This is a genomic window from Mesorhizobium sp. WSM4848 (assembly GCF_055811375.1).
Genome location: NZ_JBVVPX010000046.1, coordinates 21,799 through 48,317, shown reverse-complemented (window position 1 = coordinate 48,317; position 26,519 = coordinate 21,799). Strand labels below are relative to the sequence as shown.

Here is a 26,519-nt window from a genome sequence, read left to right as displayed (position 1 = left end):
CATTGGCCAAGGTGTGAACTTCGACGAGCCGCCTTCTGGTGGCGTCGGGCACGCTGTATGCGTTTCCACCGACACTCTGATCTGGAACGATCATCGCCGGCACGAGAACCGCAGACGCCAGCTGCGCCAAGCCGACCCTCGCCATGCGCCTTGCGCCACGCAAACAGCAGTGGGTTGGAAAGCCCTTGGCGCTGCGACATCGCCGATGCCTGCCGCGCATAGCTCTCCTCGACGATCAGCAGCTTCTCCTCCTCCGACCAGCGGCGCCGGCGGCAGCATCAAATATCTCGAGACGAGTGACTCGGCGACAGTCAGTCCTGATATCATACCGACGGGCAACTACTCTCCCATCTCCTCGGCAAGGCGGCGCTCCTCAGGCCACCGAGAAAAACGCAGGAAAGCTGCAGCGAACCCTCGCACATTGCAGACTTCAGCAGGAGGCGTCTTCTAATATGTAGCGTGAGCACGGGGCCTGCTGGTCGCTGGTGACAAGGACGCGGCACCTGATCCTTCGACTGCAGATAGTCGGCTGAGGCACCGGCTAAAAGACTCCCGAAGGCGGGCTTTCACCTTAGTCATGAAGGAGGTGCCACGCACTTGATTAACGCGACGCGGGCAGCAGTGAAGCATGTATTCGCCAGAAAATGCGGAGCATAAAAGTTGCGATCACATCTAGGTTTCTCTTAAATGTGCTATATGTGCCGTTTGTACAAGTATAGATGAGGGAATTGAGAGGCGCGATTTGAAGCCGCGAGGCGGCCGCTAGGTCGCGAGCATGCGAAAATGCAACACATCGCCGTCTTCCAAGCTTCCGGTCTTCAACGCTCTTTCAGCGGCTTGCTGAGGGAATGCTATTGGGAAAGCCATATATGTCCGGGTCGAGTGATCTTGCGGATGAAAAGCGCGAGAGCGAGCTTTCAAGCTTTGTCCTGAGGGAGGTGCAGCGCATTCTCGCCCAATGTGATGAGGCGAGGCAGGTTGACAGGGCAGCTGTTGCGCCTGCTTCCGCCGATTTGACTGCCGTGGCCGCTGAATTGCTTGGCAGGCTGGAGGCCGAAGCAGCGCGACGGCTGAACGCTCAGGCGTGTGAGATCGCTTCGCGACCCCGGCCAGCCGATCATCCGCTCGGGCATTCGGTACTGAAAGATTATCCGAGAGAAGGCTCGCGCATTGCAGAGTGGGCCGGTCCAGTTGCTGGCTCGACGCATCTCGAGAGACGTTTTGGGATACCGCGGTCAACGCTGCATTGGTGGCAGCAGCACAATGATGTGGTTGCCTTTCGAAGAGGCTCCCGCAAGCATGTATTTCCCCTGGCTCAGTTCATCGACGGCAGGCCCATGCCCGGAATCCGGCAGGTGCTCTCCTCGATCTCCGATCCCAGATTGGCTTGGCTGTGGCTGATCAGTCCGTCGCCTCTTCTCAAAGGCCGCGTTCCTATCGAATTGCTCAGGGAAGATACGAACACAGAAGTCGTTGCGTCGGCCGCCCAGGCCATTTCTCTGATTGGAGATGTCTGACGTTGGTCAGGCGTCGGCGGTTTTTTTGTGCAGATTTGATCCGTACGCAAATAGTCAGTGTACCAATTGTGCGGTTTGTATAAATGTATAGTTGTTCAATTCGTGCAAGTAATACTTAGAATTTCGTGATAAAAATACAACTGATACTGCAAGGTTTGGTCGGAAGCGGAGTTTGCACTTGCACTATTCCGCCCGGTGAATAGCGTTCGAGCCGGGAAGGATGCTCCGTGATGCGCATCTTTTTCGATCGTGGGGACAAGGGAGCGGTTCGTCCATCGACGTCCTCGCCCTTTTCAAATCATTCAAGGAGATCAAAATGAACATCAAGAGCCTTCTTCTCGGCTCCGCTGCGGCACTGGTCGCAGTTTCCGGTGCGCGCGCCGCCGACGCCGTCGTCGTCGCCGAGCCGGAACCCGCTGAATACGTCCGCATCTGCGACGTCTACGGCGCTGGCTACTTCTACATCCCCGGCACCGAAACCTGCCTGCGCATCGGCGGCTATGTCCGCTACGACATCGGCGTCGGCGACGTCGGCTCGTTCGACGGTGCTGAGAACTTCGACGTCGAGGACGGCGACATCCAGGACACGTACTACAAGCAGGCCCGCTTTAACCTGAAGACCTGGACCGGCCAGGAAACCGAGCTCGGCACCTTGAAGACCTACACCGAGACCCGCTTCAACTTCGGCAACCGGAACCGGCACGTCAGCAGCACATACGTCCCCGGTCCCGATCCGGACGGCCCGGAGGGTCCGCTGGACCCGCTGCCAGGTGAGACTATCATTGTCGCTAACCCTGCCGAGAACAAAGGCATTTCGCTGAACTTCGCCTGGATCCAGCTCGGCGGCCTGCGCGTCGGTAAAGACGAATCGGCCTACGATACGTTCATCGGCTACGCCGGCAACGTCATCCAGGATACGCTGGTTCCCTACGGCGGTTTCGACACCAACGTCGTCCAGTACTACTTCGACGCCGGCAATGGCTTCTCGGCCGTGGTCTCGCTCGAACAAGGTTATGGCGACTTCACGATCGACAGCTATGTTCCGCATGTTGTCGGCGGCGTGAAGTGGACGCAGGGCTGGGGCGCCATCACCGGCGTCATTGCTTACGACGCCAACTACGAAGAAGTGGCCGGCAAGGTTCGCCTCGACGTCACCCCGATGGAGAACCTGTCGCTGTTCATCATGGCCGGCTACGGCACTGACGACAACTACGAGGATCCCGGCTTCGCAACACCCGTCGCCGGCGGCCGCGGCATGTACAAGCTGTGGAGCGGCAACTGGGCGGTCTGGGGCGGTGGCACCTACACCATCAACGAGAAGACCTCGTTCAACACCCAGATCTCGTATGACGAAGGCGAAAACCTCGGCATCGCTGCCAACATCGCCTATGACATCGTTCCGGGCCTGACGATCACGGCCGAAGTCGATTACCTGCACGCCGGCGATTTCGACGAGCCCGACTTCTCCAACTGGACCGGTGCGGACGACGAAGACAGCCTCGGCGGCCGCCTCCGCTTCCAGCGCTCGTTCTAATCAGCAGCGTTTGACTGAAATCGAACCCGGCGGGCAACCGCCGGTTTTTTTTATCGGCGTGGCTGTCACGTTGCGCGATGCATGACGCCGGCAATGCCAGCCATGGTCGTTCTTTGCTGGATCGGCCTTCAATTTCTAAATCTCAACGCCGGCGAATGGGCATCAGCCACCATGCCTTCCTCATCCCAGGGCGGAGCGACGCGAAGCGGAGCGGAGACCCTGGAAATGACGAAGGGAGGGATGCTGACCGGTGCCGGCCGCACGCTAGAAATCGGCCCGCGAATCTATGCGCTTGCGACCCCGCGGTCCACACAATGCGGATGACCGACCTCAAGTCAAATCTCTGCAAGATCGCCCAGCGACTGTATCAGCGGCTGAATTTCGTTTTCATAGTTCTTCCAGCGCTTGACCGACGATCTGTAGATCGGTTGACGAACCTGCCAGCGGCTGGGCGTGTTGACCGAACCATCCCTGTCGAAAAAGCGCAGGCAGGCGTCATCCCAAGGCAGCCCGAGATAATCTATCAGGCGGCGTGACTGGGCTTCCTGGTCGTCGACCAGCGTTTCGTAGCGATTTTCGAAGATAAGGCCTGGAAAGACCTCGTTCCAGTGCCGCATCAGGCGGTCATATTCGCGATAGTACAGGCCTAGTGTTGTCAGGTCGGTGTTGTAGCTGTGCGCCTCGCTGAAGTTGAGGACGAAGCAGGAGACGCAATTGTCGATGGCATCACGTCGGCAATGAATGATGCGTGCGTTGGGGAAGAGAAGGCCGATAAGGCCGATCAGTTCAAAATTGTGCGGCGTCTTGTCCACGATGCGAAGTGCGGCAGGCGCCCGCTCCCGCAAATAGGACAGATGCTCTTCGGCCAAGGTTCTGGACAGGTCTTCCGTGATCGAGGTGATCGGCTGGCTCAAATCACCAGCCGATGATGTCTTGAGGCCGATCGCATTCGCGACCCGACTCAGTTTGCTAAGCTCCCCTGCGCCATGAACGTCGGGATGGCTGGCGCAGATCTGCTCGGTGAGCGTCGTCCCCGAGCGTGGCATGCCAACTACGAACACAGGCGCTTCGGAAGGATTTCCATAGCCGGCCCTGGCCGCCAAAAAGTCCGGCGTGAAGGTTTCAATCATCGAATCGACCCACCGACGATACAGATCGATATCGAACCTTTGGCCGGAGGCCTGTTTCGCCTTGTTGAAATGGTCGAATGCCTCATCATAGCGCTTGAGGTCGTTCAGCACCTTGCCGGCGGCGTGATGGAGTTGCTGCGCGCCTTCCGAACCAAGTTTCGGATTACCAAGCTCACGAAGGATGGACTCTAGCTCCTCGGGCTCCTCGGTGAAGTTTCGCGTCTGTACAAGGTCGTTGTAGGCAGCCGGCACGCCAATACGACGTGCGATTGCTTCTCTCAGATAGGTGGCGGCTTCATCCATGCGCCCCAGGCCGCTGAGCGCGCTGGCCAGCCCGGCTCGCACCTTGGGATGATCGCGGTTGATCTTCAGCGCCCTCTGGTAAAGCGGCAAAGCCATATCGGGCTTGTCAAACGCCATGTAAGTGCGCCCCAATGCACAAAGTGCTTCGATAAGGCCGGGCTTCAGTTCCAGGGCATACTGCATATGCCTGATTGCTGGCGCATACTCGCTGACCTTCACATAGCCCTCGCCCAGGCTGAGATGATAGTAAGGGTTTTCAGGTTCCTCGCCGACCGCCCGTGCGAAATATCGCAAGGCCCTCTCGTCGTCGTAACCCAGATATATCGTCCCCAGGATGTACAAGGCGAGCGGATGATTTGGCGTGCGCTCCAGAACCCGAAGGCATAAGTCCTGGGCCTCGTCGAGCCGCTTGGCCTGTTGAAAGGCATATGCCTGTTTCAGCAATGCGTCGTCAGCCTGCGCACGCGATTGGGCGCTCGCTTTCTGCGGGCTCACCAAAGGCTTCACGATCGGCACCTTCGCTTTCGGCGCGGGTCCGGGCTTGATGTGCTTTGACCAGGCAGGCGGGAGACGATTGTTCATGATAGCTCGCTAGCAAAAAGCGTGGGGGGAATCCAGCATGCTGGTTGCAGCCAGCCCGGGAGCTTGCGCGGCCACCTGTGCCGCGCTAGCAAGAAGGCCCTTTTCGAACGAGCCTTTGCCATGCGCCAGCGCCCTCCCTTCACGCTGATCGGCCAATGGCGCGTCCACTCCGACTGAAACGATCCTCGCGATCACCTGCGCGATCGCATCCGCCGCGCCGTTTCGCGTGGCCGCGTACTGATGAATGGCGCGTACCTGGACTTTCTCGTCTGAAAAGGCGTGGCAATCCGCGCCGTATTCAGCCGCCGAACAGGTGCTTGCTGCCGCTCGTCACCATCGAGTTGGCGCGGTCGATATGGTGCGAACAGCCTTGCGGGCGCGGACCGGTTCAAGGATCGGGTCGATGGCAAGAATGAGATCGGCTATTTATTGTTGAGTTTCTCGACGTAACTGCGGCCCTTGACGGCGACCCCGTGCGAGATTCTGTTGAGCCTGCGGTCATAGCTGGCGCCGGTGCGCGTCGCGGCGCGCACGGCTGCCGGCGGACCGGGCCCGGTTTTCTTCGGCAATCTCAGGTGTCTCAGCCATTCCGCTCCCGCCCTGGCGCGGGCAAGGGCGGGCGCAGCTCTTCTTTTGGGCCCCCCGGCGGAGCCGGGTAGGCGGCACTCCCTTCTAGGGCCGCCGCGTCATCCCGCAACCCTTCGCTCTCGCTTCGGGTCCTTCTCTTCGTTCCGGTCCTTCGTATGCGGTCCGCCTGGACGGCGGCCCTTCCGGTCGCAACTCGCCGCCCACCCCCGCTTCCGTCCCGCTTCCGGGGAAAGCCGCGATTGGCGAGCGAAGGCAAAACGAAGCATGCAAGATAGAAGCGTACCGCTAGCGGAGACACAGGTGAGGGGCGGGCGCCCTGTCCTCAATTCCCGCTTTGCGGCCGTCGAGCGTCGGAATCGTTCCCGTTTCCGTCTTGCTAAGGCCCGTGCGCAGGAATCGGCACAGGCCCTTGACTGCCGAAACCGGAACTGCGCCCGATCACGGCTGCATCGTGACGCAAAGTCATGCGGACCGCCGCGGACGGGGACAGTCGGTCCCGCGTCCCGTCCTGCGGCCGGCGCTATGCTGACGCTCCTACGGCTGTCCCGTTCACCGCCCGCGGCGGGGGCGAATTTCCTCCGTCCTGCGCGCGACAACGTCCGCTGTTGCGGACGCACGCAGGACTGCGGTTTATACGCCGTTCTTTCTTGGCGCGCCGACAGTTGCCGGCCCGGTGACTGGCCAGTGAGCACGCGTCGTCTGGAAAGACGAATGAGGATGGCGCCGTCTCGCTTTTTCCAGTTCAGCGGCGATGTAGGCGGTGGCGTGTTCGGTTGCTCGCCTCGTGTTCTCACGCCGGCGTTCCAACCTCCTCTGGCGAGCAGTGCACATGGGGAACACGGCCTGTGTCGGCCGTCCACACCGGTGCCGCCCATTCCTCCGCGGCGGCCTGGGCCAACCGCCCCTTTGCCAACGCCAGCACAAGAGCAAGAGGTGAATATCCCATCATGGCAGGATTGCTGAAACCGCAGGCCAGGGCAAGCCTCAGTGCCTGGGGTGGGTCTGTTGATTTCACAATAGCAGCAGGTCGGCTTCAAAGTAGAAGGAGGCTGACGCCGCAAGCTCTCCGCGTGCATGTGGAAATCTGATCCCATCGAATCGTGCGTTCATGTTGATACCGAAGGACCCCGGGCGCCACAGCGCAAGGCTCATGCCGTGACCCCATTGCATCATGCTGGACGTGCCGGCGCCGATGCTGAGCATTGGCGACCCCCTCCCCGCGGATTGTCCTGAGCAGATGGTGAAGTTATCTCGATAGCACGGTCAATACTGAAGGATGGTTCAAGCAAATTCTGGTAGAGCGTGCGCGAGCTGGTAATGAACGACCGCTGGGATCTGAGATCATGCATCGTGCCGAGCAGGAGATTTTCGCGATCCGGGCGGCATACCTGGCGCGCACTGCAGCAGCCTGGAGAGGAAACGAACGTCAATTCCTCATAGAGCTCGTGCGCGGGCTGGATGAAGCATCGTTTGCGTTCACAATGGCTCCCAATAGTGCTCAGCTGGTGCGGAGGGACGCGGCCAGACACCTCATTCTCCTGGGGGCCGCCTCGGCGCTGCGGCCATTTCTGGAACGCCTGCAGGACGATCCTGGCGGAGTGCCATGGGGGCCGACGACCCCACACTTCAGCTCCATTGCTGATCAACATCTCATCAACTGTGGCCGGCTTGCCGTTGTCCAGAGACTGGCAGCCATGGAGCGATACGGACTGGCTGAAGCAACATTCCTCTCGGACAATCATCTGGTACTGGAGATGGCGTCCGATGATGACGATATCGCGGAACGTAAAGCTGGCGCGTGGCTAGGGGCTTTGGCACGTCAGCGACTGTCGATGATCGCGGCTCGCATGGCGGCCCAGAAGGCTGAAGTGGCCGGCAGGATAGACCGCTACGCAAGCGTCCAGGATGGGTGGTTTCTGCGGTACGATCCCGATCAGGAAACAAAGGTCTATCATCGCGATTTTGCGGAAATTCATAATGCCGGGACAGCAGAGGCAGACGCACTCCCGAGCAGTGCACTCCTCGGAGGACGCTCATTCGGGGACTGGAACAGGGCCTCGATATCGGCGTATGGGCGTGTGCTCCACCACATCGCCTGCGCTACGAGATTGAAGGCCAGAACGACGGGCCTCGAACTTCGCAACCTGCTCACGGTGTTCGCCCGAAAAGATGACGTGGCGGCGGTCTGGCAACAGTCCGGAGAGACCGCCGAAGGAGCGCAACAGATCATTGCCGGCCTGTCGCTGAATGCGGACACGGCGGCTGGCTGTGAACGTGATCACGAACTGCCCTTGCCCTACTATGTCGACTTAGGTCGGCACTTCGTTCTGCTGCCAATGTTCGGTGGCCTGATGAATGCAAGTGCAGGTCTGACCTGGCATCTCCGTCGAACCTTCCGTCGGGATTGGGACAGGGCCGTGGACGGACGCGAGCAGGTATTCAGAGAGAACCTCAGAGAGCTGTTTACGCCACCACGATACACAGTTCCCGACCGAGGCTTCCGCATCAGACGACCAGACGGGACAGAATTAACCGACATTGACGCGGTGTTGATCGACAACATGACCGGCCGCCTCGGGTTGGTACAGTTGAAATGGCCCGACGTCTACGGGCGGTCTCTCGCGGAGCGCAACAGCCGGCGAATGAATCTGCTCAAGGCCAACGAGTGGGTGAGCCGCATCTCCGAATGGATTGACGGTCGTTCTTCAGGAGACATTTCCACCGCCCTTGGCCTCGGTTCGTCGGGTTCGGCGGCATCTCCAGTTCTGCTTGTGCTCGCGCGGCACGCTGCGCGCTTCAGCGGAGAAATTGGCTATGATGGGCGTGCGTACTGGGAGAGCTGGCCACGACTGGTTCAGAGATGCCTGACCAGCCAGGACCCGGACTTTTTCAGGGTGCTGGCCCGAAGTCGCGGAGCAGCCAGGTCAAGGCGCCGAACGCCTTCCATCGATATCCATGAAATACCAGGACTGACAGTTGAAGTGCGATCGTCCTAGAGTCCTGGCGAAAGGTTTGACAAGTATGCTAGGGAACGTTCCATGGGTCGGCAAAACAGAGGACTGCCAAACCGGATTGAGCACCTTTTGACGGAGGGCTTACTCATGGATTTCGCTCGGCTTTCCACGTTCAGCGCACCTCCCTGCACACCGACTGTATCGTCTCTGCGTGGCTCAGGCAGCCGGCACGCCGGGCATGCGCCCGGGCTGACACCTCGGCTGGCGGCTCACAGCAATCAACGCCGGGCTGGTGGTATCGCTGTCGGCGACCTGACGGCTCAACTTCTGCCCTGTGTCCGTATGCTGCGGGAGAGTGGCCATATCGGGGCTGGTGCGCTTGACTGATCCCATCGTCGCCCCATTCCGCGCCAGGGCGCGTATTCTTGCTCTTCTCGGAGATCAGCTGATCGGCACCGATCAGCTCGCAATCTTCGAGCTCGTCAAGAACGCCTACGACGCTGATGCTGGATCGGTCACTGTGACACTCGCAGGTGTAGACGGTGACGACCCGACGATCGACGTCATCGATACCGGTGACGGAATGGATATGGAGACGATCACGTCGATCTGGCTTGAGCCCGCCAGCGATCACCGTGAGATTCAGCGGCTGGAGAAACGACGCACCAAGCTTTTCAACCGTCTGCCGCTCGGTGAGAAGGGGGTCGGCCGGTTCGCGGTCCACAAGCTGGGGCACCGGATAGAATTGCTGACCCGGCCGAGAGGAGAGAATGTCGAACACCAAGTGCTGCTCGACTGGGATGAACTGACCAGCGTCCGGTATCTCGATCAGACGAGTGTCACGGTCCACACGCGCGAGCCCGAATTCTTCACGGTGGAGAAGGGTCGGAAACCGCACGGCACTCTGATCTCAATCCGCAAGCTGCGAAACCGAGTGTGGCGACGCGGCGAGGCCCGCCAGCTGTACCGATCGATCACGGCGATCAGTTCCCCCTTCGATTCTTCAGACGGCTTCTCCGCCGAACTGAGCATTCCGGAGCACCCCGAGTGGCTTGAGGGCATGCCCGATGTGCAGGCTCTCGTCGAGCTGGCACCATGGCATTTCGAGTTCACGTTCGACGGTACTTTGAACTGGTCGTATGAATTCAGATCACCGATCGGGCGCAGACTTGAGGGGCGGCGTCTTTCCGGCAAAAGCGATCCGCTGCTCCTCGAAAAGGAATCCGGAGACAGGTCGTCGCCAGTAGCGGATGTTCAGACGCTCGATGGAATAGGCCCGATCAGCGGCCAGCTTGTGGCCTATGACCGCGATCGCAAGATTCTGACGCTGCTTCCCCAGAACTTGCTGGTAAAGCAGTTCCTCGATCAGCAGGGCGGCGTTCGGGTCTATCGCGATGGTGTGCGCGTCTACAACTATGGTGAACCCGGTGACGACTGGCTGCATCTGGACCTGCGACGCGTCAATCGACCCTCTCAACGCCTGAGCCGCAACATCGTCATTGGCGCTATCAACCTGAACCTTGAGACAAGCACCAGGCTCAGGGAAAAGACCAACCGTGAGGGCTTTGACGAAACCGAGACGTTCAAACGATTCCGGGGGATCGTGACTGCAGTCATCCACCGTTTCGAGGTGGAACGCGCACTCGACAAGGATCGTCTCAAACGTCTGCTTGAAGACGCGGCTGACAAAGATGAAATTCTGGTCGAGACGCCGCTGCGGCGTCTCAAAGAAGCGGTAGCGGCGTCGGCCGACGCCAGAACGATACTTCCCTTGGTCGACCGCGTCGAAAAAGAGTACGTTGAAATGCGGGATATGCTCCTGCGTGCGGGCATGTCGGGTCTCAACCTGGCAATTGTCATTCACGAGGTTGAGAAGGGCGTCCGTTCGATCCACGAGGCCGTCCGCAGCAAGGCATCACCCGAACTCCTCGAACAGCAGTCCCGAGGCTTGATGGGGCTTATCGAAAGCGTCGGGGGCCTGCTCAAGGAGAAGGCACGAGACGGCGTCGACATACGCGAACTCGTTCAAAGCAATGCTGAAATTAACGTTCGGCGTTACAGACGTCACCAGGTGAAGGTCACCTATGATCTACCGGAAGGGATGCCCAAGATAAGAATCCCGGGGTCATCGGCGCTGCTCCAGAATGTGCTCGTCAACCTCGTCGACAATGCCATTTACTGGCTCCGTGTCCGTTGGCCGGATCAGAGGCCGGATGAGCCGCAGGTAAGGCGGATCCACATCGCTTTGACGGACGATCTTCCCGGCGGTCCGGCCCTGATCGTCGCGGACAATGGCCCCGGATTTCAGGATCTGCCGGAGATTGTCACCAAGCCTTTCTTCACTCGACGCCCGGACGGCATGGGCCTTGGCCTCTATTATTCGTCGCTAGCGATGTCGCTGGCGAGCGGCTCACTGGCTTTCCCCGATCGCGACGATCTTGATCTGCCCGACTGGGTAGACGGCGCGGTGGTCGCAATGCAGTTCGGGGAGGCAATCAGGTGATCCATCCTCCGTCGGTGATCGCCGTCGATGACAATCCGCAGGAGATCGCCACGATCGTGCAGGCGCTGCGCCAACTTGATGTCGCCTGCCTGCCGGTCCTGGTCGAAGGAACGAAGGTCGACATTCGGGCGCCGCTCAGCGGTGTGCGTCTGGTATTCTTCGACATCAACTACCTTAAGGCTGTGACAAACGATGTGGCGATGTACGAAGCTGCAGCCACCATCCTGTGCAAGGTCCTGGCGCCTGACAATGGCCCCTACGTGCTGATCACCTGGAGCAGCAAGGCCGACAAGCATGATGGCCTCATGGCACATTTTGCTGCCCATGTGGCAGAGATCCCGCCGCCTGCTGTCACCGGCTTTCTGCAGAAGGAGAATTTCACACGTGATGGCGCTGCGAAGGACGGCGGTATAAGCCTTCGCGAGCAGATCATGTCGGTAATAGCCGATCAGCCGCAGATCCGGGCCCTCATGCAATGGGAAATGTCGGCGCGCCGTGCCGCGGGAGACGTGATCTGCTCGCTGCTGGACCTTTTCTCCCGCGAGGACAGATTCGCTGCACGATACGGGCCATCTCTCCACGCCACGCTCACGCATATAGCGCGCAGCGCCGTGGGGAGCGGCAACGTTGCAACGGATCGCCGCGCCGCGGTGAACGAGGCGCTGGTGCCGATTCTGTTTGATCGCCTTATGCACCAGCTGCCGGCCGATGGAGAGATCCAGCTATGGACTGATGCGATCACGCTCGCACCGGACATACCGACACCTGAGCCGGCACATGGCTCGCACCTCAATGCGCTAAGTCACATCGCCCGTGCCGGCTCGGGCCCGATGGATGCGGGCGATCGCGGTGTAGTCTTCATGTTGCCTGACGGTGCGGCCGAAAAGATGGCGGCGACAACACAGCTGACGCTGCGGGATATCGCGGCGGACTTCCTCTCCAGCCAGTCGAAAGGGCAGAACAAACCGTCGCTCCCCGATATGACTGAGGTCGCCCGGGAATGCCGCTGGGTATTCGTCGGCATGCGAGCCATCTGCGATCAGGCTCAAGCCAAGGGTGTCATGCGACCGGTCGTCCTCGCACTCGAAGTGCCCGGGACATTGAAAGACAAAGGCCTGGGTCTTCGCTTCAACAATCATGGCGCGATCTCGACGACACCTTGCTTCGCGATGCCACCTTTGGGGGGTGGCGCGCCAACGAATCGCCGCCTTATCATCGACTGGCACTGGACGACGTCGCTTTCTGACGCAGATGTGATGGGAGCAACCGTCCTTTACCGTGTACGGGAGCCGCTGATGAGCCAGATTGCGTCACAGATGAGCGGCTATTCGGCAAGACCCGGCATCATAACGTTCGATTGAAGCCAGTTGCATGAGGCTCGCTATTCTGTCGTAGCTGATCAAACAGCTTCAGCTGGCTTTCCTTGTCCACTCGCGGTTTGCCGGATGTACGGAAGCGCAGTTGCCGGAACGCAGCGCGCATTTCGATCAGTGCGAGAGCGAAGGCGGGCATTTTTCTGATGTCGTCCGCGTAGGCTACGAGCAAACCCGAACCATTGCTGACCAGCCCGAGATGCCTTTTCCGCTCCCTGAACAAGCAGCTCGAGCTGCTGTGGTCTTGCGCAGAATACGACGAGCGGATGGGTCTCGTGGTGCGGTACCCCGAACGCCCCGCCGTTGCAGCTTGTGACGGGAATACACCGTGCTGCTGAGAGCGCCGCGACCGTAGAAGCGACACCAATGTCGAGGCCCATGAGCAGTCCGGTCTCATCGGTTGACTCCAGCTCGTCCTCAATAGACGCATAATCTTCGTCCGGTTCTGCACCGGACTCGATCTTGCGAATCATCGCGAGTTCGAGGGCATGTATCTGCCGTGCATCGGTCCACGACAATCCGCGAAGATCACAATATTCGCAGTTGCAACCCAGACCGTATCGACCTCGGCGCCGACAGGCCATCTGAGATCCTCAGCGGAAACCTTCCGCTCTGGTTGGACGTCGAACAGAACACGCTTGAACACTTTCCAATGATACGGCTCTTCGGCAACGTCGGATAGTGTGCATTGCAGAGCGTTGGCGCCCCAGTTTTGTGATCACGACTGGGCCGAATGCACTTGGTCGCAAAACCTATCCGTCAGCTGCCGCTGAGACGCAAGCGACCCTGGCGCAACCGGGATGCCAACACGGCCTCCTGACGCACTGTCGCGGTTTGACGTCAGCCAGAAAAACGATCATGCCTCATTTTTCCAGTTTCAAGCATCGGGACGAAGCCGAGCGCTCGATTGACCGCTCGTAACCATTGGGAACAGGCTTCAACAGGGCTGGCGCATTGCCTGCATATTCGGTATCAGGTTGCAGGAACAGTAGGGGAACGGAACGTGGATATTCTGACCAGGGAACGACGTTCCAATGTCATGTCCAGGATCCGGGGGAAGAATACTGTGCCGGAAATGGTTGTGCGACGCGCTGCGCACTCCCTTGGCCTGCGGTTCCGGCTTCATCGCAAGGATCTCCCAGGTAGACCTGACCTTGTATTCCCTGGCCGACGGAAGGCCCTTTTCGTGCACGGATGCTTCTGGCACCGGCACAATGGCTGTCGCCTTGCGTATACGCCTAAGTCGAATGCCAGTTTCTGGGAGGCGAAGTTTGCCAGCAACATTGCCCGTGATGCTCGAATCATGGACGAACTGCGCGCTGCCGGGTGGGACGCCCTCATCATCTGGGAATGCGAAACCCGGCGGCCCAGCGAGGTTGTTTCCCGACTCAATGATCTCCTCAAGATGAAAGCCGCTCAATGAGCAGCGCCATCCGTTCGGAAAAGATAAAGCGGATCGCCGGAGGTTCGAAGCCACGCGTTCTTGAGCTCTGCTCAGGTTGTGGCGGCATGTCGCTCGGTCTGCAGACCGCTGGTTTCGAGCTTGTTGCGCATGTTGAAAACGATCCAGAGGCTGCGCAAAGCTATTCGATCAACTTTTCGCCGGCGGACGGCACCCACGCCAGAGGTTGGGCGGCGCCGCGCGATATGGTCGAATGCAGTCCTGAAACCCTCGCCCGAGATCTCGGCCTTGGTGGTGCAGAGCACGCGTTTGACGTCCTGGCAGCTGGCCTTCCGTGCCAAGCGTTCGCAAGGATCGGGCGATCCAAGCTTCGCTCGGTGACTGGCGACGACGCTGCTTTTCGGAATGACGCCAGGGCAAAGCTGTACCAGCGATTCCTGCAGTACGTCGAAGTGGCTCAGCCTGTCATAATCCTGATCGAGAATGTTCCTGACATCCTGAATTTTGGTGGGCACAACATACCCGAGGAAATCAGCGAGACGCTTGACACGCTTGGGTATTCAACAAGCTACACTCTCCTGAATGCGGCATTCTATGGGGTCCCTCAGTTGCGGGAGCGGCTATTTCTCGTCGCGGTCGACAAGTCGCTCGGATATGTGCCTACATTCCCCAGCCCCACGCATTCAGTCGAACTCCCGTCGGGATATGAAGGCGCACGCACGGTAGCCCTGAAGTACATCCCGGAGATCAATTCGCACTTCCATCCAATCCCGGTCGCTTCGTCGGATCTTCCAGGTGCAGTGACGGTGAAGGCAGCCCTTTCTGATCTCCCGTACATTTCAGAACACTATCGGGATCCGAAAGCGATGAAGCGCCGAAAGGTGCAGGATTCATTGCCCTATCGGTCTTTCACGGGACTGTCCGCTTATGCCCATCTGATGCGGGAATGGCAGGGTTTCAGAACCGGCGGAACCGTAGATGGCCACGTGGTGCGTTTGACACCCCGCGATTTTCCCATCTTCCGGAGGATGCGAGCGGGCGCGGACTATCCCAGGGCCCTTCAGATTGCCGAAGAGATTTTTGGCGAAATGCTGGCATCTGAAAGTAGACGGCCACGCAAGGGGAGCACTCGATATGATGAAATCCGTGGCAACTGCGTTCCGCCCTACGATCCGGGCAAGTTCCCGAACAAGTGGTGGAAGCTTGAACCCACGTTGCCATCTCGCACCCTTACGGCGCACCTGGGCAAGGACAGCTATTCGCACATTCACTGGGACAGCAAACAGCAACGCATGATCTCAGTCCGGGAAGCCGCAAGGCTGCAATCCTTTCCCGACGGTTTTCGGTTCGCTGGAGCCATGAATGCATCTTTTCGTCAGATCGGGAACGCTGTGCCGCCACTATTGGCATATGCGGTGTCCGAGCACATCAAGACAGAACTGAAGATGGCGGCTGCATCTCACAAGAGCGTGGAGGCAACGAACAGGCACGCTGCGTGAGGACAGCTCAATGGGCTGTTCAAGACAAGAGCCGTCTGTCTAGGATTGAATTTCCAGATCAGTGGCGGTCGCCTGTAACAACGGAAGTATCCTCAGCGCTGATTGTGAAGGCCCATAACCTGTTTTGCGGGAGACGGGCTCTCCGGGGAGGGATGGAGGGGGCGTAGTGAGTTGGAACCTTTAGAGATCGCACCGACTCCCGCGGCACTGTTGCAGTCGCTGCGCGGACTTGGCTATTCACCTGAAACCGCCCTTGCCGACCTGATCGACAACAGCATCGCAGCCCAGGCGCAGACGATCGAGCTCAGCATCGACTGGAACGACGGTGAGATGCGCATCGGCGTGCTCGATGACGGCCGAGGAATGACGTCAGCCGACCTGGAATCCGCCATGCGTTTCGGCGGTGATGGTCCAGACGTCGAGAGGAAGCCGGACGACCTTGGCCGGTTTGGACTGGGCCTGAAGACGGCATCGCTTTCGCAATGCCGGTGCCTGACGGTGCTCAGCCGTTGCGACGGCGAAACGAACAGCAGGACCTGGAATGTCGATGACGTGCTTCGCACCAAGCGCTGGACTGTTGGCGTTGGGTTGCTGCCACAGAAATTCGACCATCTGCCGGCCCTCGACAAGCGTCCTTCTGGTACGCTTGTCGTACTGGAACGAATGGATGAGATCGGTGGACTGTTCGGGCTCGACAAGGGGCATTTTTTCGCGAAACTCCAGGATATTCGAAGTCACTTCGCGATGGTCTTTCACCGTTTTCTCAGCCTCGACGCTAGGCGCATCCGTATCGTTGTGAACGGGCGTGACGTGGAAGGGTGGGATCCAATGCTTCGCACCCATCCCGCGACACAGCGGCTGGGCGAGGGAGGTGTCGGCGCCGGTGCGCAGGCCGTACATGTTGTACCATTTGTACTCCCGCACCGGGACCGTTTCGCCAACGACACCGAATACGCCGCCGCAGGAGGTTCCGGCGGCTGGGCGGAACGGCAGGGCTTCTACATCTATCGGGCCAAGCGCCTGATCGTTGCAGGCAGCTGGCTCGGTCTGGGATCTCTTCGGGAATGGACAAAGGAAGAGAGCAGTCGTCTTGCGCGCATTGCCGTCGACCTCCCTCAGAGGGTCGATTCCGCGTGGCGGATCGACATCAGAAAGGCGACTGCGCGACCGCCAGCGAATCTTCGTGCGCGACTAACCAACATTGGTTCAGCGTGCCGCGAGACCGCCAGGGAGGTATTCGCCTGGCGAGGCGGTCAGGTTCGCACCGGAAAGACCGCAATGGCCGTCTCACCTGTCTGGATGGAAGAATATCTTTCTGGAAAGCGGCGCTACCGGATCAACCGTGACAACCCTGTGATTGCCAGTCTTCTCCAGAGTGACACGGCGGCTGCCCGCCTGGCTCGATCAGCGTTCAGTCTCATCGAGAGATCTGTACCGGTCGAGCGCATCTGGCTGGACGTCTCCGAGAGCGCGGAGGCTCCAGCGACGGCAGCCGACGTTGATGGCGCCCTGATCGATGACCTCGTAACGGCGTTGCGAGCATCAGCATCCGACCGCAAGCCAGAGGAGGTGCTGGACTCGCTGCTGCGGACACTCCGCCTGGACGCACCCGCACTGCGCGCTACCGTGCTTTCGAGACTCGGAGAGCCCTCATGAACGGCGACCCCAGGCAAACGCTGATCAACATGGCTCGGCAACTTCTGACGTCCACGAACGAACAGCCTATCGAAAGGACGGCAATCCGGGAGACCATCGACCTCCTCAGTCCCATGGTCGCCAAACGGACCGCCCACACCTTCAGTGAGATCGAGTTGGAGGAAGCTGTAAAGGTTCTTGAGACAGCGTATGTGGTCCAGCAGGGTTCCGCAGTCGCGGTCGTCGACAAGGACAATGTGCCAGCGGACTGGTACGTCGGCGAGCGCCGCAAACCTGGCCCGTTCATGACCCGCTACCTGCAGAAGCTTTCAGAGGATGACTGGCCTGTCCGTTCGGTCGATGAACTGCGCGACAGCACTGCCCGTGTGGTTGAACTGCTGGACGACCCGAAACGGGAAGGCCCCTGGAGCTGGCGCGGTCTTGTCGTCGGCGACGTCCAGTCCGGCAAGACAGCGCACTACGCTGGCGTGATCAACCGCGCAGTGGATGCGGGCTATCGCGTGGTCATCGTTCTCGCGGGGATGCACAATCTGCTGCGCCTCCAGACCCAGCAACGTCTGGAACTCGACTTCCTCGGCTATGATACAAAGCCGGAGCAGCTGGGCGCTGGCCAGATGAAGGCAGTTGGCGTCGGTCTCATCCCGCCAGCGCTGAATGTCGGCAGCCTTACGCTCGCTTCGCCCACCGGCGACTTCAATGTAGCCTTTGCACGTCAGGCCAACTTTGCGCCCCTCGATCAACCCTGCCTTTTCGTCGTCAAGAAGAATGCGACCATTCTGCGCAATCTCAACGGCTGGATCCGCAAGCTGCACGAAGATTTCCGAGCTGCGCCACTGCTGCTGATCGACGACGAAGCCGACCAGGCATCGATCGATACCAAGGACCAGCCAACGCTGCCAGACGGCAGCTTTGACGAAGACTACGACCCAACCCGAATCAATGGCGAGATCCGCAAGCTGCTGCGTTCGTTTGCGCGTTCTGCCTACGTCGCCTATACGGCCACCCCATTCGCCAACATTCTGATCCACGACGAGAGAACGGCTGACGAATACGGTGCAGACCTGTTTCCATCGACCTTCATCTTCTCTCTCACCCCGCCAGACGACTATTTCGGTCCTGTGGCGGTCTTCGGATCCAACAGCGACGGCAACAATGTTGGTCTGCCGCTGATCCGGCATGTGAACCAGACGGCAGAGAACTGGATTCCCGAAACCCACGACAGGTATCTTCGGCCACGCTTCGATGGCCGGGATGAGCTTCCGCCATCGCTGAAGGAAGCGATCCGCTCGTTCATGCTCGCATGCGCGGTCAGAGCGGCGCGAGGCCGGGAAGCCTCTCACAATTCGATGCTGATCCACGTGTCGCGATTCGTTGACGTTCATGACCAGGTCCATGCCCACGTACTGCGCTATCTCGACGATATCCGGGCCCGTGTATCAGGCGGCGATGCTGAAACCCTCACCGAGCTAGAAGCGCTCTGGTTGTCCGATTTTGTGCCGACCACGGCAGCGCTTTCCGGAACTGTCTTCGACAGGGGGACCATTCAGCTCACCTGGTCGCAGGTACGAGACAAGCTTGCCGATTCGAATGACAAGATCCAGGTGATCGTCGCGAATGGCAGGTCAAAGGCGAACCTGGACTACGACCGCTACAAGGAGAGTGGCTTGTCCGTCATCGCAATTGGCGGCGACAAGCTGTCGCGAGGCCTGACCCTTGAAGGGCTCACCGTGAGCTACTTTCTTCGCATCACAAAGCAGTACGACAGCCTTCTGCAGATGGGGCGCTGGTTTGGCTACAGGCGCGGGTTCGCCGATATCTGCCGCCTCTACACCACGCCGGACATGGAGGACTGGTTCCGCCACGTCGCGACAGCCAGTCAGGAATTGCGGGCTGAACTCGTGCACATGAGATTGATGCTTCAGACTCCGAAGGACTATGGCCTGCGCGTTCAGACGCACAGCGTGATGAGTGTGACGGCATCGAACAAGCAGCGTCATGCCATCGAACGTCGAACAGGCTTCGCCGGAGAGGGAAAAATTCAGACCGTCATGTACACGGAGAAGGGCCGGCTCGAGCAGAATGCCGGAGCAACGGATACTTTCCTCGAGACGCTTGGCGTCGCCGAACGCTCGGTCAACCGACCCGGTGGCGACGGCACTGCCGCCGGACTCGTCTGGAAAGGGGTGACGGGCGAGATGGTTGCTGCCTACCTTCGTACCATGAGCTTTCCGCCTGAGAACAAGGAAATCGAGGCCGTCCAACTGGCGGCCTACGTCGAGGACCAGCTGCGACAGCCGCAGCCTGAGCTCACCCGCTGGACGGTATTCGTCCCCGCAGGCGACGGACGCCTGGTCGATGTGGCGGGGAACAGGATCAAGAGTGTCATCAGACGCCCGCTTGCAGAGCGGCGGACAGCTGACCGCTACATCGTCAAGTCGATCCTGAACCCGCCCGACGAAGCACTCGATCTCTCTGACGCCGAATTCGCGGCAGCACTCGACCGGACGAACGCGGCGCGCGCTGCAGTGGGTATGGCCCCGTCCAGCCGACCAGCCGGACCGGACATCCGCTACATCCGTGGCCGCCGGCCTGAGTCTGGAATGTTAATCATATATCCACTCGATCCGGACGAGGACGGTGTCGTGGACACCGACGGTCCCGTCATTGGCCTGGTGGTCAGCTTTCCCGAAAGTGCAACGGCCAGTCGGCGGATCTATCTGGAAAACACCGTCCTTCAAAAGGAGCTGGCGCGCCGATGAGCGTGATGGCCGCCGATCTGGAACTAGTCTGGGCGAGGCTGGCTGCCGGCGGCACCCCGAAGCGCCAGTTTGTCAGCGTTCGCATCGACCCAACCAATCATCTCGATGTTCATGTCGCCCTGCGCGCGCTGGATACGGCACCATGCCTGCTCTTCGATCTGCCGGACCCATCCAGTGTCCGCGACGCTGAGTTCGAAGTCGGCGGAATGCGCTTCTTTCGGGCGGCCGCTGCCGGTGGTCAATGCATGGTTCTCTCACTGGAGGAGCCAGCTCACCGCGAACTCTTCGCAACAGTGTGCGCCGACGTGCTAAGCTTTGCCGGCGCCGACACCGCTGCTGACGGGTTGAAACTGGTGCTTGCTAGGCTCGATGCCTGGCGTCTCTTTCTGCGCTCGCTGGCAGGTGGCATGAGCCGTTCTGAGATCATCGGGCTGATCGGCGAACTCTGTGTCATGAGGACGATTGTAGAGCGGCGGCCATCGCTTGTCGCGACATGGCGAGCGCCGGATGACGCAGTCCATGATTTCGAGAATGCCGGGCAGGCGCTTGAAGTAAAGACAACCCTGGGAGCTGGATCGAGAGTACGAATTTCGACCCTTGACCAGCTGGATCAAGCAGGCCTGGATCAGCTCTTTCTGCTCCACGTGCGCCTGTTCGAGACGCCGCTTGGAGAGCGTGTCGACGATCTGATCGACGCCATTTCTGCACGCCTGGAAACTGAGGCTTCCAGGCGTGACTTCTCTAACGCACTGCTGCGCCGGGGTATTCGGCCGGATGACACCGCTGCGAGGTCCGGTCTGCGCACGGCTCTCCAGCAGATCACCGCCTATGCCGTGACCGAAGCCTTTCCCCGCCTGAACCGCTCGGACGTGCCAGCGGGGATCATCGAGGCGTCCTACGCAATTGAACTCGGGCCATTGCAGGCATTCGCCTCGCCCTGGTCGGGTGCGTGTGCCACCTACTGCAACAGGAACAGCTGATGGACGATACTCTTCAGAATTTCGCACAGGCGCTCGCATCGGACGTTGAAGATGCGGTGTCCAGCCCGGACGCACCGACTCTGTTTTCTCCGGAAATGTTCACCCGGATGGTCCTCGAACGGCTCGAAGAGGTGGGCCAGCTGGAAGCTGCCTTCGACCTCAATCAGGAAGGCCATTTTGGGCGCGCGAGCTATCGGATCGACGGCTACACGCTGGATGAAGAACGCGGCGTGCTCGAACTGTTCACCACACTGTACAGTGGCGACATGCCCCCAGCCCGAATTTCAGCCGCCGATGCGACACGTGCCTTCGAGCGTGCCCTGCGCTTCGCGAGGGCGGCGATGGAGGGTTTGGCGGATAAACTCGAGCCGTCCAACACCGATGCCAGCGATCTCGCGCGGCAGATCGAACGCGCCGCCACCAGGATCACCTCGATACGACTGATCCTTCTGACGGATGGTATCCTGGCGTCGGCGCTGCCGAAGGACGGCGAATGGGCGGGAAGGCCTATTGAGCACGACGCGTTCGACATCATTCGACTGCATCGCATTCTTGGTGAGGGCGAAACACGATCCGACATATCCGTGGATCTGCGCCAGCTTGCGGGCAGAGCTCTGCCCTGTCTGCACGTCCACGCCGAGGGGGGTGGTTACGAAGCCTATCTGACGGTCATTCCAGGCGAAGTACTGTCGCGCATCTATCATCGCTATGGCGTCAAGCTGCTCGAGCTGAATGTTCGCGCTTTTCTCGGAATCCAGGGGCGCAAGAGTGTAAATGCCGAACTGCGAAAGACGATCGCTGATCAGCCGTCCATGTTCCTGGCTTTCAACAATGGCATCGTCGCGACTGTTGATGACATCGTCCTGGAAAAGGATGCTGCCGGTCGTGAACTCATCAGCGAGCTTCGCGGGCTGCAGATCGTCAACGGGGGTCAGACGACGGCTTCTCTTCACCGCGCACGCGTCAAGGAGAGCATAAAACTTACCGACGTCGAAGTGCCCGTGAAGATCATCCACGTCACGGATGGCGATCTGAGTTCGATGGTAGGTTCCGTTTCCCGCGCGGCGAACCGTCAGAACACGATCCAGCCCGCCGACTTTTCAGCGAACGACCCGTTCCATCAGGAAGTCGAAACGCTGGCGAACAATGCCTGGCTGGAGAGTGGCAATGGCCGCTGGTTCTACGAACGCGCGCGCGGCTCATACCTGGCGGCTGAACAGAAGGCATCCTATCGCAAGACGGATCAGCAGAACTTCCGCGCACAGACTCCCAAGTCCCGGCGCCTGAGCAAGCTCGATCTTGCCAGATATCTGAACGCCTGGGGTGGTCTGCCCTACAGGGTCTGCCTCGGAGGGCAGAAGAATTTTCAGTATTTCATGCAGCGGATGAAGGATCAGCCACCTCCACCTCCAGACGCGGCCTGGTTCCGGCGTCTTGTCGCAATCGCCGTCCTCTACCGCGCAGCCGAACGGGTGCTGCGGATGATGAAGTTTCCGGCCTATCGCGCGCAGATCGTCGCCTACATCGTTGCCAGCATATCTCAGCGGGCAGGCGGGCGGATCGACTTCGAAGCGATCTGGCGGAACCAGGCCATTTCGACCGAGATGGAGGATCTCATTCGCAACTGGGCCCCCGAGGTCGATGCGTTGCTGCGCGCGACCGCGGGACAACGCAATCCAGGCGAATGGTTCAAGAAGGAGGACTGCTGGACGGCAATGCGAAACAGTCTGCCCGAACTTGCCGACCCTCTGCCCCCCGAACTGGCCAATGCAGCCGCCTCGGTCGACGGCGATGCCAGACCCGTGACGCTCTCAGTCGAAGATTTCGAGCGAATCCGGCAGTGCACGGAGGTCGACAGTTCAGCGTGGCTGGAAGCCGCTGAATTTGGCCAGCGGACCAAGGTACTGCATTGGAAACTGGCGGGCATCTGCAGAACGATGGCAGGGTATGCAGCAGGTGGGTGGGAGAAGAAACCGTCGGTCAAGCAGGCGCGTTTCGCTCTCGAAGCCCTTTCGACCGTCCGCCAGGCTGGAGTGCTTCCGTCTGCCAGCGCCGAGGAGGCGACGGTTGAGGCGAACTGAGCTCCAGTTGATGTCAGCCAAGCAGTACGGCAAACGCCGATGACCGGGAAGCGCGGCAAAGGCATGAACCGGCGAAGAGGGGTGCCCTCGGATCGTTCCCTGCGGAAGCGTGCGAGCCGTGGGGCGCTTCCTGAGAAGCTTCCGCTTGTCCATGTGACGGCCGTCTGGACCGCAAATGAGATCGTCAAGAGCGGCAAGTTTCAGACAAGTGCCTGCAGTGTCTTCAAACGCGACCTCTTGTATTTCTTCGTTCTCAGGCCGGCATATCGGGCAAAGGACGGCGGTACGAAATCACACCAGATCAATCGCTTTCCCGTGGTCTTCGTCGTTTCGCCGAAAGCCGTCCCCAATCCCCATCATGTCTATCCGTTTGACACCGGTGGCGCCGTCAATGGCGCTTTTGCTAGACAGGCGGATCCCTTCATTCCCCTCGAAGACTACGAGCTGGAACCAACCCATGCCGCTGGCGCAGGACATGTCGGATGGGCATTCGGGACGTCACAGGCCTACTTCGACGGCCAGCTCCGCGCCGATCTGCTCGAGGGCGTACCCGAGTTTGAGACCATCACCCGGGGCTACAATGACATTGCACGGATGGGCCGGGCAGGCAGCAATCAGCATGACAAGCGGGCGTCGGCGATCGAAGTTGCTGCGAACCATGACGTCGACGTCAAAGGCAATGTGCTGCTTGCCATTCTCCCGAAGCAGTATCTTGAAACACCTTCGGGTCCGAATACGGGTTTCATCAAGCTCCTGGAGGACCATGGCATCGATACGTGCGTCTATGACTGGCAGCCCAACACAATGCCGGACGAGTTCCAGGACGAGATCGCGGCAATCACGCGAACCTGGCTGAAGGACATGGGTTATCTATGACCGGAGAGGATCAGGGCCCGGAGGAACTTCTGCTCGCGGGCTATATACCGCTGACCGAGCATGGCTTCGCGCTTCCCTGTTACGCGACGGGGCCGCTGCCGAACGCGTGGTATACTGCCGTCTGCTCTGTCAACGGTGATCATACTGGAAAGATCACCGGCTTCGAGATCTTCGAAACCGATGTTGTCGAGATATTGCCGGCAGGGCTGCAGCGGAGAGTGCGGCGGGGAGATTCCTGGAAGGACGTCTTTCTCTGGTCAGGCGACGCGCATGCTGGAACACCAGGTGAAATCCTGGTCTCACTCAAGCCAGACATCCCGGATCTTGTTGATCAGGCCCCCATATCCCTGCTCGACCTTGCTCTGTCGGCAGAAGGCTTCGATACGCGTGCGATAGCCCGCTCGGCCTTCTCATACGTTGATGAGCGGTATGGCCGAGACAAAGCCGCAAACTGGCTTCGAGACACCCTTATACGACAGCAGATGGTGCTGGAGACACGTCGTCAGATCCTTGCAGCCAATCTGGCGGAGGAGCCTCCGACGAGCGTGCGCGAAATCGATGTCGAAGATTCGCATGACGGCAATTTTCGCATCGTGCTGCCTGAGGCGATCTCGACTGCTCTGGCGCGAGCGGGGCGCCTCAATGCGCTGGCTGAGAACTACAGGCAGCTGGCTGACGCAATAGGCGTAAGCCTCGATGACTTTAGTTTTGAGGACGCTGACGCTGAACTGCCAGCGGGGCAAACAGCAACCGATACTGCGGGTCGGCGCAAGCCGGAACTGGATTTCGTCGGCACCCCGTTGAACATTCTCATCATCGTATCCGGACTACGAGCCCGGAGCATTGCGAGACACCTTTCACTGCCGGACTGGGCGCCCGTCTGGAAGCTCGATGAGGTCGAGTTTCCCCACTATTTGCTGCGTAGGCTGGACGATTCCCATGGCGGTCCACAGCCGGTCTCCAGCAAACAGCCGGTGATCGACGTCGTTGGAGAACAATCTTCAATTCCCGACTTTCGGCACTACGGCGTGGTGATCTGGCTCGTGGACGACAAAGCTCTTTCGAAGGGCGGTTTCTCGAATCCGCAAGACGCGATTTTGGCACAGTATAGCCAGAACTGGGGCGGTATCTTTCTGATCGCTCCAGCGGTACCTTCCCTGGAACCCTCTCGCACACTTGTTAGCGGCGGCCGCGAACCGCCATCTGACATGCCTTTCCGATGCCTGATTGATACCGCCGTGGCACGCTCGCCATTCTGGTCCGGCAATCCGCGACGGTCGATTGACCGGCGGATCGCCGACATTGTTACTGGGGCAGCACTGCTCTGTGCAGGAAACGATCTGCTCCGACCCTATATGAATAACGAAAATCCGCGCTATGAGCCAGTTGTCCTGTCCTTCACATTGAAAACCGACGAAGGACGGCAGTTGCCGCTGGGAATGGCCTCCGAAGTCACAGCAGCAGGCTTGGGTGGCCTGGAAAACGATGATGAGACGATCTTCAGGTTCCACTTCGGAGTTCATCCAAAAGCCAGAGCCAACCTGCAGCCAGGAGATGGCGTCGGGGAGGTCCGTCGCCACAGGCTTAACTTTGAGCGATTCGCAGGTGCGGTTGTCGCGGACATCGAGAACGGGCCGATACCAGAACTTGACGACCGTCTCCGACACTCTGTAGTGCCTGCCTCGATCGCGCAAACTCTTCGATACCCCGACCTGGCTGCAGCCTTCCAATTCGGGAAATCGTCGACTCCGTTCGGCGTCGTGGTAACCGCCGAGGCTCCAACGGTCCGGTTGCTGCGGGCGGCCGCACAATCCGGTTGGGCCGCGGTGCGCTACACAGACCGAGAGTCGCTGCGCGGCCTGTTTGGCATGCAAGATTGGGTGCAGTGGCCGTTTCTGCCTCAGGAGATCAAGTTTCCAAACCTGCAGCGTCGAATACGGAATCGTAGCTTGGCTACCCGTGGCATCGATCCACGAGACGTCATTCGGATTCCATTGAGTCAATTCGAAAATTGGAGATCCGCCGCCGGCGTTTCGCCACTCCTTGCCGAGGCACGCCGATATCGTACCTCCATCGTGGAGAACGGTCTGGCCGCCGAAATGGTCGTTCCAGCTGCGGCGTTGACCAATGCAATGCGTAAAGACGACAAAGCGGCAATGGCTCTTGCTGGCCTTGTTACCCAACGTCGGTCGTCAGCACATCAGGCAGCAAAACGGATCAGTGATCTTCGCATAGCCTGGTCGATACCGCGGGGCGGAGCCAGACGTTTCGTGATGGAGGACGGCCAGTTGCCAGTGTCTATGGCCGAACTCGCGGTCGACGAAGTACCCGCCCAGCGTCTGTTCATAGTCGACGGTGACGGATCGGTACCTGCATTTTTCACGTCTCGACTTTTCAGTGTCTGGGCACAGGCGACGCTCTCAAGGTCGACAAGCTGGTCGTCCCGCTTCTCGATCAGCAGAACATTCGAGACTGTTCCAGTACCGCCAGCGTTCATGATTCTGCATCAGGAGTCCGACAGCCCGTCACAGCTCCGGTTGGCGCCCAATGCTGGACCGATCGGCGACATGGTTGAAATGCTTGACCGAGATCCGCAGATCCTTGGCGATCGCATGCGGTTGCAGCGAAACCAGGAATTCGATGGATCCCGGGTCGGACATCCACTGATTGCTGAGCTGGATGCTGCTCTCCTGTCGACAATTGGCCTTTCACGTGACGCGTCTGATCTGGACATTCTGGAACGGCTGCTTGAGATGAACCTGAATGGGTGACCCTCCTGGGT

Annotated in this window: 16 protein-coding genes and 1 pseudogene; 13 read left to right on the top strand and 4 right to left on the bottom strand. The window is 59.7% G+C overall.

From position 1 onward, the window contains the following. Nucleotides 1-260 (bottom strand): annotated as a pseudogene (locus AC0L16_RS29855) (hypothetical protein); the annotation flags it as partial. Nucleotides 261-869: 609 nt separating this feature from the next. On the opposite strand from AC0L16_RS29855, the gene AC0L16_RS29850 reads away from it, so the two are divergent. Together AC0L16_RS29850 and AC0L16_RS29845 are read left to right on the top strand one after the other, a co-directional pair. After that, nucleotides 870-1,517, top strand: coding sequence for an antitoxin Xre/MbcA/ParS-like domain-containing protein (locus AC0L16_RS29850; protein ID WP_473625016.1), 648 nt, complete (start codon nucleotides 870-872; stop codon nucleotides 1,515-1,517). 316 nt (nucleotides 1,518-1,833) lie between these two features. Next, nucleotides 1,834-3,051, top strand: coding sequence for a porin (locus tag AC0L16_RS29845; protein WP_473625014.1), 1,218 nt, complete (start codon nucleotides 1,834-1,836; stop codon nucleotides 3,049-3,051). 335 nt (nucleotides 3,052-3,386) lie between these two features. On the opposite strand, the gene AC0L16_RS29840 is transcribed toward AC0L16_RS29845, so the two are convergent. The 3 genes from AC0L16_RS29840 to AC0L16_RS29830 form a co-directional block, all read right to left on the bottom strand. After that, the gene (locus AC0L16_RS29840) at nucleotides 3,387-5,066 is read right to left on the bottom strand and encodes a tetratricopeptide repeat-containing sulfotransferase family protein (RefSeq protein WP_473625013.1); all 1,680 of its coding nucleotides are present in this window, start codon (nucleotides 5,064-5,066) and stop codon (nucleotides 3,387-3,389) included. 422 nt (nucleotides 5,067-5,488) lie between these two features. After that, nucleotides 5,489-5,635 carry a hypothetical protein gene (locus tag AC0L16_RS29835; protein WP_473625012.1) on the bottom strand — a complete coding sequence of 49 codons (147 nt, stop codon included), beginning with the start codon at nucleotides 5,633-5,635 and terminating at the stop codon, nucleotides 5,489-5,491. Between the two features lie 1,030 nt (nucleotides 5,636-6,665). Then, nucleotides 6,666-6,857 (bottom strand): hypothetical protein, encoded by a 192-nt coding sequence (locus tag AC0L16_RS29830; protein WP_473625010.1) that lies wholly within the window; start codon nucleotides 6,855-6,857, stop codon nucleotides 6,666-6,668. Between the two features lie 140 nt (nucleotides 6,858-6,997). On the opposite strand from AC0L16_RS29830, the gene AC0L16_RS29825 reads away from it, so the two are divergent. The 11 genes from AC0L16_RS29825 (at nucleotide 6,998) to AC0L16_RS29775 (ending at nucleotide 26,508) form a co-directional block, all read left to right on the top strand. After that, the gene (locus AC0L16_RS29825) at nucleotides 6,998-8,650 is read left to right on the top strand and encodes a hypothetical protein (RefSeq protein ID WP_473625009.1); all 1,653 of its coding nucleotides are present in this window, start codon (nucleotides 6,998-7,000) and stop codon (nucleotides 8,648-8,650) included. A 337-nt stretch (nucleotides 8,651-8,987) separates the two neighbouring features. Further along, a complete protein-coding gene (locus AC0L16_RS29820) occupies nucleotides 8,988-11,111 on the top strand; it encodes an ATP-binding protein (RefSeq protein ID WP_473625007.1) in 2,124 nt (707 codons plus the stop codon). After that, entirely contained in the window at nucleotides 11,108-12,472 is a 1,365-nt protein-coding gene (locus AC0L16_RS29815; protein ID WP_473625006.1) for a hypothetical protein, read from the top strand. The genes AC0L16_RS29820 and AC0L16_RS29815 overlap by 4 nt, the downstream gene beginning before the upstream one ends. A 1,051-nt stretch (nucleotides 12,473-13,523) precedes the next feature. Next, complete coding sequence (locus AC0L16_RS29810) at nucleotides 13,524-13,907, top strand: very short patch repair endonuclease (protein ID WP_473625020.1); 384 nt, start codon at nucleotides 13,524-13,526, stop codon at nucleotides 13,905-13,907. Continuing rightward, entirely contained in the window at nucleotides 13,904-15,385 is a 1,482-nt protein-coding gene (locus AC0L16_RS29805; RefSeq protein ID WP_473625005.1) for a DNA cytosine methyltransferase, read from the top strand. The genes AC0L16_RS29810 and AC0L16_RS29805 overlap by 4 nt, the downstream gene beginning before the upstream one ends. A 171-nt stretch (nucleotides 15,386-15,556) precedes the next feature. After that, on the top strand, nucleotides 15,557-17,041 hold the full coding sequence (locus tag AC0L16_RS29800) for an ATP-binding protein (protein WP_473625003.1): 1,485 nt from the start codon (nucleotides 15,557-15,559) through the stop codon (nucleotides 17,039-17,041). Further along, nucleotides 17,038-19,800 (top strand): Z1 domain-containing protein, encoded by a 2,763-nt coding sequence (locus AC0L16_RS29795; RefSeq protein ID WP_473625002.1) that lies wholly within the window; start codon nucleotides 17,038-17,040, stop codon nucleotides 19,798-19,800. The genes AC0L16_RS29800 and AC0L16_RS29795 overlap by 4 nt, the downstream gene beginning before the upstream one ends. Beyond that, the gene (locus tag AC0L16_RS29790; protein ID WP_473625000.1) at nucleotides 19,797-20,780 is read left to right on the top strand and encodes a PD-(D/E)XK motif protein; all 984 of its coding nucleotides are present in this window, start codon (nucleotides 19,797-19,799) and stop codon (nucleotides 20,778-20,780) included. The genes AC0L16_RS29795 and AC0L16_RS29790 overlap by 4 nt, the downstream gene beginning before the upstream one ends. Next, nucleotides 20,780-22,861: an AIPR family protein gene (locus AC0L16_RS29785; RefSeq protein WP_473624999.1), complete on the top strand. Its 2,082-nt coding sequence runs from the start codon at nucleotides 20,780-20,782 to the stop codon at nucleotides 22,859-22,861. Before AC0L16_RS29790 ends, AC0L16_RS29785 begins: the two co-directional genes overlap by 1 nt. A gap of 39 nt (nucleotides 22,862-22,900) precedes the next feature. Continuing rightward, nucleotides 22,901-23,737, top strand: coding sequence for a hypothetical protein (locus tag AC0L16_RS29780; protein ID WP_473624997.1), 837 nt, complete (start codon nucleotides 22,901-22,903; stop codon nucleotides 23,735-23,737). After that, the gene (locus AC0L16_RS29775) at nucleotides 23,734-26,508 is read left to right on the top strand and encodes a hypothetical protein (protein WP_473624996.1); all 2,775 of its coding nucleotides are present in this window, start codon (nucleotides 23,734-23,736) and stop codon (nucleotides 26,506-26,508) included. The genes AC0L16_RS29780 and AC0L16_RS29775 overlap by 4 nt, the downstream gene beginning before the upstream one ends. Nucleotides 26,509-26,519: the final 11 nt, after the last annotated feature.

Coding starts and splice junctions, on each gene's coding strand:
- AC0L16_RS29810 (WP_473625020.1), top strand. CDS start 13,524: ATGTCCAGGATCCGGGGGAAGAATACTGTGCCGGAAATGGTTGTGCGA.
- AC0L16_RS29775 (WP_473624996.1), top strand. CDS start 23,734: ATGACCGGAGAGGATCAGGGCCCGGAGGAACTTCTGCTCGCGGGCTAT.
- AC0L16_RS29780 (WP_473624997.1), top strand. CDS start 22,901: ATGACCGGGAAGCGCGGCAAAGGCATGAACCGGCGAAGAGGGGTGCCC.
- AC0L16_RS29785 (WP_473624999.1), top strand. CDS start 20,780: ATGGACGATACTCTTCAGAATTTCGCACAGGCGCTCGCATCGGACGTT.
- AC0L16_RS29825 (WP_473625009.1), top strand. CDS start 6,998: ATGCATCGTGCCGAGCAGGAGATTTTCGCGATCCGGGCGGCATACCTG.
- AC0L16_RS29845 (WP_473625014.1), top strand. CDS start 1,834: ATGAACATCAAGAGCCTTCTTCTCGGCTCCGCTGCGGCACTGGTCGCA.
- AC0L16_RS29840 (WP_473625013.1), bottom strand. CDS start 5,066: ATGAACAATCGTCTCCCGCCTGCCTGGTCAAAGCACATCAAGCCCGGA.
- AC0L16_RS29830 (WP_473625010.1), bottom strand. CDS start 6,857: ATGCTCAGCATCGGCGCCGGCACGTCCAGCATGATGCAATGGGGTCAC.
- AC0L16_RS29790 (WP_473625000.1), top strand. CDS start 19,797: ATGAGCGTGATGGCCGCCGATCTGGAACTAGTCTGGGCGAGGCTGGCT.
- AC0L16_RS29850 (WP_473625016.1), top strand. CDS start 870: ATGTCCGGGTCGAGTGATCTTGCGGATGAAAAGCGCGAGAGCGAGCTT.
- AC0L16_RS29805 (WP_473625005.1), top strand. CDS start 13,904: ATGAGCAGCGCCATCCGTTCGGAAAAGATAAAGCGGATCGCCGGAGGT.
- AC0L16_RS29795 (WP_473625002.1), top strand. CDS start 17,038: ATGAACGGCGACCCCAGGCAAACGCTGATCAACATGGCTCGGCAACTT.